Source organism: Mycolicibacterium cosmeticum (assembly GCF_000613185.1).
Taxonomy (GTDB): Bacteria; Actinomycetota; Actinomycetes; order Mycobacteriales; family Mycobacteriaceae; genus Mycobacterium; species Mycobacterium cosmeticum.
Genome location: NZ_CCBB010000003.1, coordinates 153,621 through 167,829, shown reverse-complemented (window position 1 = coordinate 167,829; position 14,209 = coordinate 153,621). Strand labels below are relative to the sequence as shown.

Sequence of the window (14,209 nt, the reverse complement as noted above, 5' to 3'; positions counted from 1 at the left end):
TCATAACCGGGCGTGTCGCTGACGCTCAAGTTGAGAGTGAGCGTATTTCCGCAGGCCGGATGCCTTCAGTCGAGGTTGCGAGGGTGATGACAGGCCGCCACGTGCCCGGGCTCCCGGCCTCCGGTGTGGTCGACCAGCTGCGGCTCGTCGGTCTGACATACCTCCGTCGACCAGGGGCAACGGGTGTGGAACCGGCACCCCGACGGTGGGTCGATGGGACTGGGCACGTCGCCCTCGAGCACGAGCCGCTCACGGGTCGCGTTGCGCCGCGGATCCGGCACCGGCACCGCCGACAGCAGCGCATTGGCGTAGGGATGCAGCGGGTGCTGATACAGCTCGGCCGCGCGGGCGCTTTCGACGACCTTGCCCAGGTACATCACCGCGACCCGATTGGAGACGTGCCGGACGACGCCCAGGTCGTGCGCCACGAACAGATAGGACAGCCCGAACTCGTCCTGCAGGTCCTTGAGCAGGTTGACGATCTGGGCCTGGACGGACACATCGAGGGCCGAGACCGGTTCGTCGGCGATGATCAGCTTGGGCCGCAGGGCCAGCGCCCTGGCGATGCCGATGCGCTGACGCTGGCCGCCCGAGAACTCGTGCGGGAAGCGGTCGGCGTGTTCGGGCCGCAAACCCACGCGCTCCAGCAGCTCCTGCACCCGGGTGCGGGTGTCGCGACCCGACGCCAGGCCGTGAAGCTCCATCGGCGCACCGATGATCTGCGCCACCCGTTTGCGGGGATTCAGCGACGCGTACGGATCCTGGAAGATCATCTGGATCTGCCGCCGCATGCCGCGCAGGTCGCGTTGACTCCGGCCGACCAGCTCCTGCCCGTCGAACCGCACCGAACCCGACGTCGGCGCGGTCAGCTGCATGATCAGCCGGCACAGGGTCGACTTCCCGCAGCCGGATTCACCGACCAGCCCGAGGGTTTCGCCCTCGTACAAGCTCAGGCTGACGCCGTCGACGGCGCGCACCCGGCCGATCTCCCGGTCGACGATCACGCCCGATTTGATCGGGAAGTGCTTCACCAGGTCGGTGACCTCGAGGAGCGCGCTCATGTGGTCACCGGCTTCCGTAATCCGATCCGGCCGTCGACGACCCGCAGCGTGCGCTTCTGCTCAGCGGACAGCCAGCACCGATCCCGGTGCAGCGGTGGCGGTTCGGCGCACGCGTCGAAGACATGCGGGCAGCGCGGGGCGAACCGGCAGCCGCTCGGCAAATCGGTCAACGACGGTGGCGCCCCGGCGATCTGGGCCAGCCGTTCCGGGTTGGGCTGGTCCAGCCGGGCCAGCGAGCCCAGCAGCCCCCAGGTGTAGGGATGCTGTGGGTCGTAGAACAACTCGTCCAGGGTGGCCTCTTCGACGATCTGCCCGGCATACATGACGGCCACCCGGTCGGCCACTTCGGCAACCACGCCCAGGTCATGGGTGATCAGCACGACGGCGAGGCTGCGCTCCTCGTTCAGCCGCGCCAGCAGCCGCAGGATCTGGGCCTGCACCGTGACATCGAGCGCGGTCGTCGGCTCGTCGGCGATCAGCACGTCCGGATCCAACGACAATGCCATCGCGATCATCACCCGCTGGCGCATACCGCCGGAGAACTCGTGCGGGTAATCCCGCACGCGCCGTTCCGGATTCGGGATGCCCACCGAGCGCAGCAGTTCGACGGCGCGGTCCCGGGCCTCGTTCTTGGAGACGTCGCGATGCGCCCGGATCATCTCGATCAGCTGATCGCCGACGCGGTACACCGGGTTCAGCGATGTCATCGGATCCTGGAAGATCATCGCGATACGTTCGCCGCGCACCGCCCGCCAACCGTCGTCGTCGAGGGTGTTCAATTCGATCCCGTCGAAGCGCACCGAGCCGCCGATCTTGGCGTTCGGGGCCCGGGTCAGGCCGAGCAGGGTCTGCGCGGTGACGCTCTTGCCGGAGCCGGATTCGCCGACAATGGCCAGGATCTCGCCGCGGTCCAGCCCGAAACTGACACCGTCGACGGCGTGCACCAGCCCGCCTTCGGTGTTGAAACCGACGGTCAGCCCGTCCACTTGCAGCATCATGCCGGTGCCGCCTCTCCGAGCCGGATCCGTGGGTCGAGGAATGCGTAGAGGATGTCCACGATGGTGTTGAACAGCACGATGAAGAACGCCCCGAAAATCGTCACTCCCATCAGCGGTGGCAGATCCAGGCTGCCGATGGCCTGCCCGGCGTACAACCCGACCCCGTTGAGGTTGAACACCGTCTCGGTGAGGATCGCGCCACCGCCGACCACCACGCCGAAGTCCAGCCCGAACATCGTCACCACCGGAATCATCGAGTTACGCAACACATGCCGGATCCGCACCTGACGTTCGCTGATGCCCTTGGCCCGCGCGGTGCGGACATAGTCCTCGTTCATCGCGTCGAGCATGTTCGACCGCAACACCCGGCTGTAGAAGCCGACGTAGAGCACGGCCAGCGTAATCCAGGGCAGGATCAGGTGATACGCCCATTGCACCGGGTCCTTGGTCAACGGGACGTAACTACTGGTCGGGAACAGTTGGGCCTTGAAGCTCAAGTAGTACAACAGAATTGCGGCCAGCCAGAACACCGGCATGGACACGCCGGTCAGCGACAGCACGGTCAGAATCCGGTCGGTGAACTTGCCGGAGTGCACCGCCGACAGATAGCCGAACAGGATCGCCAGCGTCATCCACAGCACCGCCGCGCCGATGCACAGCGAGAACGTCGCGGGCAGCCCCTTCCAGATCTGCTCGGTGACGTTCTGCGAACTCGCGTAGGAGGTCAGCTGACCGGTCAGGATCTTGCGCATCATGGTCAGGTACTGCACCGGCAGCGGCTGGTCCAGTCCCAGATCGGCGCTCACCCTGGCGATCAGCGCCGGGTCGGAGTTCTTGCCCGCGATCCGCGCCGCCGGGTCGGAGTTGGGAATCACGTTGAAGATCAGGAAGACGACGACCGAGATCGCGAACAGCACCGCGACCATGCCGGCCAGCCGCCGGGCGACGAAACGAACCATGGCCTAGTGCTCCAGCCTGATCTTGGCCCGCGGATCCAGTGCGTCGCGCAGGCCGTCACCGAACACGTTGAGCGACAACACGGTCAACACGATCATCAGGCCGGGCACGATCGTCAGATGCGGTGCGGTGTAGATGGTTTGGTAACCGTCGGCGATCATCGTGCCCCACGACGCGTTGGGCGGCCGCACCCCCGCTCCCAGGAACGACAGCGACGACTCCAACAGCATGTTGTTGGCGATGTTCAGGGTGAAGAAGACGATGATGGTCGACACCACATTCGGCAGCAGCTCGGTGAACATGATCCGCACCGAGCCCATGCCCTGGGCAACGGCGGCCTCGACGAACTCCTTCTCACGCAGGGCCAGGATCTCACCGCGGATCGGCCGGGCCATATAGGGCACGTACACGAACCCGATGATCAGGATCGGGATCCACAACGAGTCGCCGGCGACCACCAGGTCACCGATCTTCAACCCGCCCAACGCCAGTGCGGTGCCCAGGGCAATGCCCAGCAGCAGCACCGGAAAGGCCCACACCACGTCCATGGCCCGGGACAACACGGCGTCGATCCAGCCGCGGTAGTAACCGCACAGCAGGCCGGTGATCACCGCGAGCACCGTCGTCACCAGCGCGGCGAACACCCCGATGAAGATGGAGGTACGCCCGCCGTAGAGCAGCCGCACCATGACGTCGCGGCCGTTCTGATCGGCACCGAGCAGGTATCGGCCGTGCAGGCCCGGCCCCAGGGGCGTGCCGTCGGGCGTGACGACGTACTCCTCGTGCCCGTCGATGAGCACCTTGTCGGTGATGTGGTTGTCGTTCGGGCCGGTGTGGGCCACGTGCTCGGCCCACACCGGTGCCGCCAGGCAGGCCAACACGATGAGCAGGAACAGCGCCCCGAACGCGAGGGCGATCTTGTTGCGGCGCAACCGCAACCAGCCGAGGTACCAGGGCCCACGGGTACGTGCGGACTCCGAGATCTGGATGGTCACCGTGGGATTACTTCAGCGCCAGCGCCGAGTAGTCCTCGTTGAACAGCGGATGGTAATACGCCTTGTCGAAGTCGATCCGCTCCGAGACGAAGGTGCTGAACTCCTCGTTACCGTACGGCGCCCACACCGCCTGCTCCATGAAGGCACGGTCCAGGTCGGCGTACTGCTTCTTCACGTCGTCGGTCAGTTCCTCGGTGCGAAGCTTGTTCATGGTGGCATCCAGCGCCGGGATGTTCGCCCTGGAGAAGTTGTTGCCGTTGGTGGGCAGGATGCTTGCACCGTTGAGCAGCGGGCGGAAGAAGTCGTCCGGGTGCGGGAAGTCCTGGAACCAGTCACCGAAACCGGTGTCCAGGTCCGGGGTGGACTGGTTGCCGATGGTGGTGAAGTAGACGTCGCCGGCGATCACCTTGAGCGTCGCGTTGAACCCGAGCTGGGTGAGCACGTCGTGGTAGTACTCGCCGATGCGCTTGCGGTCCGGCTCGTCATCGGTCCATACCGTGATGTCCTTGTCGGCCGGATTCGCCTCGGCGATCAGCTGTTTCGCCTTGTTCATATCCGGTCCCGGGTACAGCTTGTATTCCTGGTAGCCGGGCATTCCCGGCGGCAGGATCTGCTGCGTCGGATGCATGCGGCCGCCGAACACCCGGTTCAGCGCCTCCGGGTCGACGGCGTAGTTGACCGCCTGCCGCACCCGCAGATCGTTGAACGGCGCCTTCTGGGTGTTCATCCAGAAGTAGTAGGTGTTGATGGACTGTTCCAGCCGGAATCGGTCACCGTACTTGGTTTTCACCTCGGTCAGCCGGTCGGCGTCGGGCGGGTCGACCATCAGATCGATGGTGTTCTGTTCGACACCGGTGACCTGAGCGGAGTTGCTCTTGTTCTGGGTGACGGTGATCTTGTCGACGTGCCCGTCGGCAACCTCGCTGGCCCCGGCGTCTTTCACGGTCTTGAAGTTGGGGTTGCGCTCCATGGTGAGCGTTTGCGGTGCTTCGACTTTGGTGATCACGAACGGACCGCTGGACGGCGGCGGGTTGTTGGTCGCGTCCTTGTCGAGCGGCGTCGTGGGCGGCACGGGCGCCGCGAACGGCAGCCCCAGCACGTTCTCGAACGTGCCGTTGGGCTCGGTGAGGGTGATGGTGATGTCGCCGGTGCCGTCGTCGGTCTTGATACCGGAGATGGTGTCGGCCTTGCCTTCGGCGTAATCCGTTGCGCCGACGATGGGTTCGTAGAACACCGAGCCGCCGGAGTTCGCCTTGAACAGCCGCTTGATCGCGTAGGTGAAGTCCGATGCCTTGATCGGGGTGCCGTCGGAGTACTTCATGTTGGGCCGCAGCGCGAGCTTGTAGGTCCTGCCGTCCGGGGATACCTCGGGCATGGCCTTGGCCAGGCCGGGCACCACCTGGGTGCCGGCTTCACCCTTCTGGTGCTTGTAGGTCAGCAGCGGGGTGTAGACGTTGTACATCACCTCCCACCCCTCGACGGTGTAGGACAGCTGCGGATCGATGTAGTCCGGGAACGACGTCATCGAGATGTTGATGTCACCGCCACCACCACCGCCGGCACTGTCCGACGACTCTCCTCCACACGCGGCCACCCCGAACGCCGTCAGCGCGACCGCGAATACTGTGGTCGCGCCTCTGCGCAGCCTGCTCATTGCCATTTCCCCTCGTCCACCAGCTGTCGATTTGATGTCCATAAGCTGTACGCCACCTCAACGGGCTGTGGACCATCTTTGAGGAAAACCGGCCGCCGTCAACTCGAGTTCCCAGGTTCGCGGTCGACGCCTGCCGGCCGATGCCCGAAAAGCCTGGTGGAGCGCCCATTCCGGCAAATCGCGATCTAGGTGAGCGTTTGGAGGTAGCCTGCGACACCGCGTGTGACGGCATCGGCGAGGCGGGCCCGGGTGCCGGCATCGGTGAGGGCGGCCGCGTCGTCGGGGTTCCGCATGTTGCCCATCTCGATGAGGATCGAGGGGTACTGCGCCAGGTTCAGGCCCGCCAGATCGGACCGTCCGTACAGGCCGTCGGTGCCGCGGTAGGTGGATGGCTGCATGCCGCAGGCCACCAGTTCGTCGCGCATCACCTGCGCCAGCCGGCGCGCCGGGCCGGCCTGCGCCGCGTTCAGCGGCGGATCCGAGTAGTTCACGTGGAATCCGCGGCCCTGCCGCGGGCCGCCGTCGGCGTGAATACTGACGATCGCGTCAGGACGTATCGAATTCGCCATGGCCGCACGCTGATCCACGCACGGGCCGAGGGCATTGTCATCACCCCGGGACAGCGCGGTCCGCACGCCGAGCTGGCTCAGACCGGCCCTGATCCGTAAAACCGTGTCCCAGTTGAAAGTGTGCTCGGGATAACCGGCGTCGGTGGTGGTGCCGGTGGTCTGGCATTCCTTGGTGGCGCCTCGCCCGTCGGTGACCTGCCGGACGATCGACGAGTCGTTCGCCCCGTTGTGACCCGGATCGAGGAAGACGATCCGGCCGGCCACGCTGGAGGCGGCGTGGGCGCCGGGGGCACTCAGCACCGCAGCGGGCACAAGAAAGACCGGCGCCGCCGCCGCATAGCGCAACACATCACGTCGCGTCGTCGATCCTTGACTGAAAGCGCCTCCGCAGCACACGCTTTCACCGTAGGTGCGTGATCCGCCGGGCGCGACGGGTCACAGCAGCCCGGCAGGCAATCGATGCCGGTCGGCGACCTAGTTGTCACCATTCGTTGTCGGTGGTGATTGGAAGGGTTGGTACCACCACCATTGGGCGCGTTCGCCGGTCGGGCCCTTGTAGGCGCCGACGGTCGGTGGCGCCGTGGTGGGAGGGTGGGCCAGTGACCCGCCGTGCAGTGGGTCGCCGTCATTGTCGGTGACGACGAGCCGATGCGCGGGGCCGGTGATGGTGATCTCGCCACGGTGATGCATGCGGTGATGCAGTGGGCAGAGCAGGACCAGGTTGTCCAGCTCGGTAGGGCCGCCGTCCTCCCAATGCACGAGGTGATGCGCGTGCAATCCTCGACTGTTGGCGCAGCCGGGCACGACACAGTGGCGGTCACGGTGCTCCAGGGCGCGGCGGAGCCGGCGGCTGATGGTCCGGGTGGAGCGCCCGGCCCCGATCGGTCGGCCGTCGCGCTGGAACCACACCTCACAGGTGGCATCGCAGAGCAGTTCCCGGCGCTGCTCATCGGTCAAGACGGGCCCGAGATGCAGGGCGGCGGGCTGATCGACGTCGACGTGGACGATGACGGTGGTGTGCTGGCCGTGCGGGCGGGCGGCGACGTCGGTGTCCCAGCCGGCCTTGACGAGGCTCATGAACGCATCGACCTGGGTGGGGAACGGTGTCTGGTCTCCGGGGTGGTCGGCGATCAGCCCGTCGTGGCGGGATTTCAGGGCGGCGTCGAACTTCACGGCTTCCAGCCGGGGCAGGGTGATGCGGTAGGTGGTGTGCTCGCCGTGCTCGGTTTTGGTGATCTGCGGCGTGGGTTCGGGCTTAGGGCGGTGAGTCCGGGTGGGGTGCCAGTTTGATCGCGGTGCGTAACTGCTCGACGGTCGCTGAGAGCGCCAGTTCGGCGTAGTGAGCGTCGGAGCCGTCGGCGGCGCGCTCGGCGATCACCCCGACCTGATCCAACGACAGTCGGCCTTCGCGTAGGCCGTCGGCGCAGTGGGGGAAGTCGTCGAGGCGGTGCGCGACGGCGGTCATGGTTTCCGCGTTGCGCGGTGCCTGCCCGGTTTTCCAGGCCACCAGGGCCGCGATCGAGCGGCAACCGGTCATCCCGGCCAGATCCTCGCGCTCGATCTCGGCCACGATCTCGACCAGTCGGCCGTCGATGGCGTTGCGTTGCCCGCACAACTCACCGATCTCACCGAACAGCACCGCCAACCGCTCTTTGGGCTCCAAAGACGCTGCGGCGGTGGACATGACACCCATTCTCGCAGAGGGGTCCGACAAAAACGGTCAGCCCGACGACCCCCGGAGAGCAGCCGCGGTGGCGTCAGCCACCCGACGGCGCAGCCTGCGCCGACGCCTGCGCGGCGGCCGATGCGGCGGCGGCCTTGGCGGCCCGGCCCTCCGGGCTGCCGGCCGAGTAGCCCGCCGACTTGTTCGAGGCGGCACCGGAATCACAGTTCAGCGAAACCACCATCTCCTTGGTGGCCGATCCACTGCTGTTCGGGGGCGGCTGCGCGGTGCGGGGCTGGGCGTTGACGACGATGCAGTCATCCCGCTGCTGCTCGTCACCGAAGGTGGTGCCCACGATGACCGTGTAGCCGGCCCCGCTCAGCGTCGACGATGCGTCGCTGTACTTCTGGCCCGTCACATCGGTATTCGCGGCGGCGGCGCTGCCGGTGCTGATCACCACGACGACACCGGCCGACACCGCGGCGAGTCCGGCGCCGAGGGCAATGCGTTTCATGGTCAGCCCTTCTTCGGGACGGCCATGGTGGTGGCTTCCACCGCCGAGGGAGTCGTCCACGTCGCGGTCGCGCCCATGTTGGCAGGCTGAACGACCGGCGACGAGTAGGTGGTGTTGGCGGGGGCGTCGCCCGATCCTGCCAGCATGCTTGCCGGGCCTCCGGCACTGTGCGTGGCACTGAGCGCGCCGAGGGTGATCAGCGCGCCGGCACCGACGACGCCCAGAATCGCGCGCCGAGAGCGTGATGGCGGTTGTGTGTTCATGCCCAGATCGTGCTGCGGCCAACCTCAGACTGGCTGGACCCTGGCTGTGATGTTGCTGCCGTCCTCGTTACCGGGTCATTGCGGGAAGCCCGGGTAGGGCGCCGGGGTCGGATAGGTCGACTCGCCGCGGTTGGGCACCTGGATCGGGATGGGCACCGGGATCAACGGCACCTTGATGTAGGTGGTGGTCATCGCCGGCGTGGTGGTCTCGGTCGTGGTGGTGGTCGGCGGGGTGGTTGTGGTGGTGCTCGGCGTCGTGGTGGTGGTCGTCGTGGTCGTGGTTGTCGTCGTGGTCGTGGTGGTGGGCTGCGTGGTGGTGGTGACGGTGACGGTGTGCGTCGCGGTGACCACCGGTTCGGGTGTCTGTGTCGGCGGCGGGGGCGGCAGTTCGGTGGTCACGGTCACCACCGGTGGCGGGGCCTGTACCGACGACGGCGCGATCGCGGCGGGCGGTGTCTCGGCCGGTGGCGGGGTGATCGCGTGGGTGGCCGGTGCGGTCGACGGTGCCGGGCTGGGGCGCTCCGAGTTGCCGGTCAGGGCGACCGCCACCCCGCCGAGCGCGACCAGGGTCAGTACCCCCGCTCCGGCGAACACCAGGATGGGCAGTCGCTGCCAGGCTCGCGCCGGTTCGTCATAGGTGCGCGGAACATGCTGCGCCACAGCACGTGTGCTGGTGTCCAGGCTGTACGGGTTGTCCCGGTCGTCCCGGTGGTCCATGACGTACGGAATCTCCGGCCCGGTGTACGGGACCGGGTCGGCGCCGGCGGCGTCGTCCTGTGACCAGGCCAGCGCACCGACCGCGCCCGCGGCGGCGGGCGCCTGTTGGGTGTCGGCGACGCTGGGCGCCAGACCCGTCGGTGCGTCGGCCGCGGCGGGCGCCAGGCCGGTCGGCGCGTCCGGGGCGATGGGCGCCAGCCCGGTACGCAGGTCGGATTCGGCGCCGTACGCGGCGAAAAGTGCTGCGCCGGTGGCCGCGTCGAGCGCCGGCTGGGCGGTGCTCACCACCGGGAGCCGGGTGTGTTCGGAAAGTCGTTGGGTGATCAGCGGAATGCTCGCACCACCGCCGACGACGGCCACCGCGGACAGGTCCGCGAAGGTGATCCTGTTGCGCCGCAGCAGGTTGTCCAGGGCGCTCAGAACGTCGGCCAACGGCTCGTCGAGCAGTTCCTCCAATTCCGCCCTGGTGAGGCGGACCACCGGCGGCCGGCCCGGTAGCGCCAGGGGCACTTCGGTGGCGGTGACCGACGACAACCGCTCCTTGGCCTGCCGGCATTCCTCACGCAGCGTTCCGAGCAGCTCCACCGCGGCGGTGGCATCGGCATCGGCACGGGTGTCGGCTGAGCCGCCGAGCACCTTGGTCAGCACTGCCTGGTCGATCAGGTCACCGGAGAACTCGGTCACCCGCAGCGTCTCGTCCAACGGGTCGAACGCGGCCCCGGCGTCGGCGAGCGTGATGCTCGTACCGCCACCGCCGAAATCCAGCAGCACCACCGGGCCGCCACCGTTCAGACCGGGATTGGTGCGCAGCGAGGTCAACGCGGCGACCGCGTCGGACATCAGGCGGGGCGGAGTCCCGTTCGGCGCCAGCACCGGATTGGTGCGGATGGCCGCGCGCAGGGTCCGCACCGTCGCGGCCGTCCAGTGCGCCGGGACGGCGATGGCGGCCTGCGGGGCCGGCCCGGCGCCGGCCGCGCCGACCATCGCCTCCAGCGCCTCGACCAGCAGATCGTCGGCGGAGTACGACGATCCGTCCGTCGCCACCAGCGGCACCGGATCACCCACCCGGTCCACGAAGCCGGCGAACACCAGGCCGTCTCCGGTGGGCACGCCGACGACCGGCGCACCGTGCGTGGGCAGTGTCAGCACAGCGCGCCGCGTGACAGACTGGCCGCCGACACTCGTCGCGACCAGATTGGTCGTCCCGATCGACAACCCCAACGGGTCGCTCATATTGAGCACACCTTAGCCGCCGACGGGCCGCCGGCACGAACGGACACACCGCACCGATTCGAACTGCGTTCCGCCGCTGAACTTTTGGATCCGTTGTGTGTCCGCTTTGCGCCACCCCACCGCGGCGACTCGTCATTTTTGACGTTGCCGTCAGTCGAGGGCGTGGCCCAACTGCGCCCGATCGGCCTGCGTGAGGAGACATTTGTGCTGCAATGTCGCCTGTGAGTGATAACGCACGCGACATCGAGGCCATCAAAGAGGTCAAGTACCGCTACCTGCGGGCGCTGGACACCAAACACTGGGACGACTTCGCCGACACCCTGGTCGAGGACGTCAAGGGTGACTACGGCCCGTCACTGGGCAACGAACTGCACTTCACCGACCGGGACGCGCTGGTGGATTTCATGCGGACGTCACTGGGCCCGTCGATCATCACCGAACATCGGGTGGACCATCCGGAGATCACCATCGACGGCCCCGACGAAGCCTCGGCCACCTGGTACCTGCAAGACCGCGTCATCGCGCCCGACTTCAACTTCATGCTCATCGGCGCCGCTTTCTACCACGACCGCTACCGTCGCACCCCGGACGGCTGGCGGATCAGCGCGACGTCGTATGACCGCACATACGACGCCACCATGTCGTTGGAAAACCTGAACTTTCATCTGAAACCCGGTCGGGCACTGAACATCTGATCACTTCGCGACCGCGATCAGGGCGCCCGGCCGCAGCCACTGCATGATCTTGACCAGGGTGGCGTCGTCGATGGCGACGCAGCCCGCCGTCGCGCCGCCATCGGTGGTGTGCAGGAAGAACGCGCCGCCGTTGCCCGGCACCCTGGCCTTGTTGACGCCCATCACCACCGCGTGCGCGTACTGCGGGATCTGCAGGTTCTCGGTGCCGCTGCTGGGGTCGGTGTCGAACGGGCACTGGGCCTTCTTGCACACCTGCATGGTGTTGTAGGTGGGGCTTTTCATGTCGCCGTCCCACCAGTGATCGGGCCCGACCTGGACGTACTGCAGCCCCGTCCCGGGATTGGGTTTGGTGCCGAACGCGAAGTCGAGGGTGAATATGCCCATCGGCGTTTTCATTTCGCCGTCGTGGGTCTGCGGTGCCATGCCGTTGGCCCCGATATGCGCCGGAATACCCACGCCGATCGGTTCCCAGCCGGCGGTGGTGCGCTGCCAGACATCCATCTTCGCCGCCGAACCACCAACGCCGACAACCGAAATCACTTGGGTGGCGCCGCCGACGGCGTCGGCGAACCACGGCGTCTCCACCGCACGGGCCACCGGCGAACCCACCGTCGCGCCGGACATGAGGATCAGCGCGCACAGCAGCGTGACCAGTCGGCGCATCACACCATCGTCGGCAGCCGCACCGAGCGGGGTCAAGTCAAGGTTCGGACACGTTAGGCACACGAAACGCACACGTAGGTTGGAGCCATGATCGGAAGACGGGCACGCGGACTCCAGCAGATCGGTCGGGGCCTTGGCACCCTGGACCGCGAGATCTTCGAGGCGGTCGCCGAATCGCCCAGCCCGCTGCTGGACTTCCTCATGCCCCGGCTGACCTCGGCGGCCGACCATTCCAAACTGTGGATCGCCATCGGGGCGGCGCTGTCGGCCGCGGGCACCCCGTCCATGCGGCGCGGGGCGGCGCGCGGCCTGGTGACGCTGGCCGTCACCAGCCTGGTGACCAACCAGGGCGCCAAACGGCTGTGGCTGCGGCCCCGGCCGGACCGCACCCCGGTTCCCCTGATCCGCAGGTCGCGGCGGGCTCCCACGTCGAACTCGCTGCCGTCCGGGCATTCGGCCAGTGCGGCCGCCTTCGCGGTGGGCGTCGGCCTGGAGAGTCCGCCGCTGGGGCTGGGCCTGGCCCTGCTGGCCGGTCTGGTCGGCCTGTCCCGGGTTGCCACCGGTGCCCACTACCCCGGTGACGTCTTCGCCGGATTCGGCATCGGGGCCGCCGTGGCGGTGCTGGGGGCCCGCATCGTCCCGCCCATCGTCGAGGCCCCGCCCCCGACGTCGGAACTACTGCGACTGGACACCCCGCCGCGCCCCGACGGCGAAGGCGTCGTGCTGGTCATCAACCCGGCCTCGGGCAGCGGCACCGGGGCCCGCGTCGTCGACGAAGTGCACAGGGCGCTGCCCCGCACCGAGATCGTCGAGGTGGGCGAAGGCGACGACATCGCCGAGGTGCTGCGCAGCGCCGCCGCCCGCGCCGAGGTACTGGCCGTCGGCGGCGGGGACGGCACGGTGTCGTGCGCCGCCGGGATCGCCGTCGACGCCGGGGTGCCGCTGGCGGTGTTCCCGGGCGGGACGTTCAACCACTTCGCCAAGGACATCGGCTGTGACACCGTGGCCGCCACCGTGGCGGCCATCCGCGCCGGGCAGGGGGCGCATGTGGACGTGATCCAGTTCAACGAGGCCGACACCATCGTCAACACCGCTAGCATCGGCGCCTACCCGGCGTTCGTGCGGATCCGGGAGAAGCTCGAACACCGCATCGGCAAACCGCTGGCCGGGGCGTACGCGTTGTGGCGCACGCTGCGCAGCGACGCCGCGGTCCGGATCACCTACGACAACAAGACCGTGCAGACGTCGTTGTTCTTCCTCGGGAACGCGGTGTACGCGCCGTCGGGCTTCGCCCCGTCCCGGCGCAGCCGGATGGACGACGGGCTGATCGACGTCCGCATCCTGGAGACCGGGCGCCGGTTCAGTCGCACCCGCATCCTGGTGTCCCTCGCACTGGGCCGCCTGGTGCGCAGCCCGCTCTATCACGAGCTGCGGGTGCCCGAGTTCAGCTTCGTCGCGGTGGACGGACCGACACCGGTTGCTCACGACGGGGAGGTCGAGAACTCCTGCCGGGAGGCCACGTTCAAGGTGCGCTACCGAGCGCTGCCGGTGTTTCGGCCGCTGGCCTGACCGGCTCCCGGCTCAACACCGGCAGGCACGCCAGCACCCACAGGTAGCCCAGCGCCCAGCCGGCCAGCACGTCGGAGGGGTTGTGCACGTTGAGCACCACGCGCCCCACCCCGATCCCGATGACGATCACCGCGCCGACGGCCACCAGCGCCGTCCGCCGGCCGGGGCGCAACGTCCCCGGAAAAAGCTGCAACGCCACGATCGTCAGAGCCAGCACACCGGCCATCACCCCGAGCGCATGCCCGGACGGGAACGACCACGACGGCTCGTAGGCGAGATCGAAGGACGGGCGCGGTCGGCGCACCGCAATCTTCAGCGCGGCGACCAGCAGACCGGATGCCTCCACCGACAGCGTCAGGAAGAGCGCCACCCGGAACCGCCGGCGCAGCAGGGCGACGACGATGCAGATTCCGGCCACGACGCGGAACACTCCGGGATGGAACACATCGCAGAAAACCGTCCAGCCCCGCACCCAGTCCCGATGCTGCAGACCGTACCGGTGCAGCGGATCCAGGATCGCCGCGTCCACCGTTGCCAGCCAGGCGGCATGAGTCAGCACCGCGGCGAGGAGGACGACGAACACGAGGGCACTGACGGCCGCCGGCACCGCCGCCCCCCGCGTCATGCGTGTCACCAGATCAGTCCTACCACCCACAGC

The 14,209-nt window shown here is 67.9% G+C and carries 13 protein-coding genes and 1 pseudogene; 2 read left to right on the top strand and 12 right to left on the bottom strand.

Going from position 1 to position 14,209, the window contains the following annotated elements; genetic code table 11:
• Positions 1–65 precede the first annotated feature (65 nt).
• The 10 genes and pseudogenes from BN977_RS19815 to BN977_RS33515 all read right to left on the bottom strand — a co-directional run bounded on the left by BN977_RS19815 (position 66) and on the right by BN977_RS33515 (position 10,624).
• Positions 66–1,061 carry an ABC transporter ATP-binding protein gene (locus BN977_RS19815; protein ID WP_024455224.1) on the bottom strand — a complete coding sequence of 332 codons (996 nt, stop codon included), beginning with the start codon at positions 1,059–1,061 and terminating at the stop codon, positions 66–68.
• A complete protein-coding gene (locus BN977_RS19810) occupies positions 1,058–2,059 on the bottom strand; it encodes an ABC transporter ATP-binding protein (protein ID WP_036400872.1) in 1,002 nt (333 codons plus the stop codon). Before BN977_RS19810 ends, BN977_RS19815 begins: the two co-directional genes overlap by 4 nt.
• Positions 2,056–3,018: an ABC transporter permease gene (locus tag BN977_RS19805; protein ID WP_024455222.1), complete on the bottom strand. Its 963-nt coding sequence runs from the start codon at positions 3,016–3,018 to the stop codon at positions 2,056–2,058. Before BN977_RS19805 ends, BN977_RS19810 begins: the two co-directional genes overlap by 4 nt.
• A gap of 3 nt (positions 3,019–3,021) precedes the next feature.
• Positions 3,022–4,011: an ABC transporter permease gene (locus tag BN977_RS19800; protein ID WP_024455221.1), complete on the bottom strand. Its 990-nt coding sequence runs from the start codon at positions 4,009–4,011 to the stop codon at positions 3,022–3,024.
• A 7-nt stretch (positions 4,012–4,018) separates the two neighbouring features.
• A complete protein-coding gene (locus BN977_RS19795; RefSeq protein WP_036400869.1) occupies positions 4,019–5,665 on the bottom strand; it encodes an ABC transporter substrate-binding protein in 1,647 nt (548 codons plus the stop codon).
• A 185-nt stretch (positions 5,666–5,850) separates the two neighbouring features.
• On the bottom strand, positions 5,851–6,582 hold the full coding sequence (locus BN977_RS19790; protein ID WP_084172626.1) for an Rv3717 family N-acetylmuramoyl-L-alanine amidase: 732 nt from the start codon (positions 6,580–6,582) through the stop codon (positions 5,851–5,853).
• A 126-nt stretch (positions 6,583–6,708) separates the two neighbouring features.
• A pseudogene (locus BN977_RS19785) lies at positions 6,709–7,927 on the bottom strand (DUF222 domain-containing protein).
• 64 nt (positions 7,928–7,991) lie between these two features.
• Entirely contained in the window at positions 7,992–8,411 is a 420-nt protein-coding gene (locus tag BN977_RS19780) for a hypothetical protein (protein WP_036400867.1), read from the bottom strand.
• Between the two features lie 2 nt (positions 8,412–8,413).
• Positions 8,414–8,674 (bottom strand): hypothetical protein, encoded by a 261-nt coding sequence (locus BN977_RS19775; protein WP_024455213.1) that lies wholly within the window; start codon positions 8,672–8,674, stop codon positions 8,414–8,416.
• Positions 8,675–8,749: 75 nt separating this feature from the next.
• Entirely contained in the window at positions 8,750–10,624 is a 1,875-nt protein-coding gene (locus BN977_RS33515) for an Hsp70 family protein (protein WP_036400865.1), read from the bottom strand.
• Positions 10,625–10,836: 212 nt separating this feature from the next.
• Here BN977_RS33515 and BN977_RS19765 point away from each other — a divergent pair, with 212 nt between their 5' ends.
• Positions 10,837–11,319 (top strand): nuclear transport factor 2 family protein, encoded by a 483-nt coding sequence (locus BN977_RS19765; protein ID WP_024450908.1) that lies wholly within the window; start codon positions 10,837–10,839, stop codon positions 11,317–11,319.
• Here the strand turns inward: BN977_RS19765 and BN977_RS19760 are convergent, their stop codons facing one another.
• Positions 11,320–11,982, bottom strand: a complete 663-nt coding sequence (locus tag BN977_RS19760) for a L,D-transpeptidase family protein (protein WP_024450909.1) — start codon at positions 11,980–11,982, stop codon at positions 11,320–11,322. It abuts the gene before it with no gap.
• A gap of 87 nt (positions 11,983–12,069) precedes the next feature.
• On the opposite strand from BN977_RS19760, the gene BN977_RS19755 reads away from it, so the two are divergent.
• Positions 12,070–13,551 carry a bifunctional phosphatase PAP2/diacylglycerol kinase family protein gene (locus BN977_RS19755; protein ID WP_036400862.1) on the top strand — a complete coding sequence of 494 codons (1,482 nt, stop codon included), beginning with the start codon at positions 12,070–12,072 and terminating at the stop codon, positions 13,549–13,551.
• On the opposite strand, the gene BN977_RS19750 is transcribed toward BN977_RS19755, so the two are convergent.
• Entirely contained in the window at positions 13,505–14,176 is a 672-nt protein-coding gene (locus BN977_RS19750; RefSeq protein ID WP_036400859.1) for a phosphatase PAP2 family protein, read from the bottom strand. The genes BN977_RS19755 and BN977_RS19750 overlap by 47 nt on opposite strands.
• Positions 14,177–14,209 lie beyond the last annotated feature (33 nt).

Bases quoted from the DNA above. Each gene is read 5' to 3' on its own strand.
- BN977_RS19815 (WP_024455224.1), bottom strand. From the start codon at position 1,061: ATGAGCGCGCTCCTCGAGGTCACCGACCTGGTGAAGCACTTCCCGATC.
- BN977_RS33515 (WP_036400865.1), bottom strand. From the start codon at position 10,624: ATGAGCGACCCGTTGGGGTTGTCGATCGGGACGACCAATCTGGTCGCG.
- BN977_RS19805 (WP_024455222.1), bottom strand. From the start codon at position 3,018: ATGGTTCGTTTCGTCGCCCGGCGGCTGGCCGGCATGGTCGCGGTGCTG.
- BN977_RS19810 (WP_036400872.1), bottom strand. From the start codon at position 2,059: ATGATGCTGCAAGTGGACGGGCTGACCGTCGGTTTCAACACCGAAGGC.
- BN977_RS19775 (WP_024455213.1), bottom strand. From the start codon at position 8,674: ATGAACACACAACCGCCATCACGCTCTCGGCGCGCGATTCTGGGCGTC.
- BN977_RS19760 (WP_024450909.1), bottom strand. From the start codon at position 11,982: ATGCGCCGACTGGTCACGCTGCTGTGCGCGCTGATCCTCATGTCCGGC.
- BN977_RS19755 (WP_036400862.1), top strand. From the start codon at position 12,070: ATGATCGGAAGACGGGCACGCGGACTCCAGCAGATCGGTCGGGGCCTT.
- BN977_RS19750 (WP_036400859.1), bottom strand. From the start codon at position 14,176: ATGACGCGGGGGGCGGCGGTGCCGGCGGCCGTCAGTGCCCTCGTGTTC.
- BN977_RS19780 (WP_036400867.1), bottom strand. From the start codon at position 8,411: ATGAAACGCATTGCCCTCGGCGCCGGACTCGCCGCGGTGTCGGCCGGT.
- BN977_RS19795 (WP_036400869.1), bottom strand. From the start codon at position 5,665: ATGAGCAGGCTGCGCAGAGGCGCGACCACAGTATTCGCGGTCGCGCTG.
- BN977_RS19765 (WP_024450908.1), top strand. From the start codon at position 10,837: ATGTCGCCTGTGAGTGATAACGCACGCGACATCGAGGCCATCAAAGAG.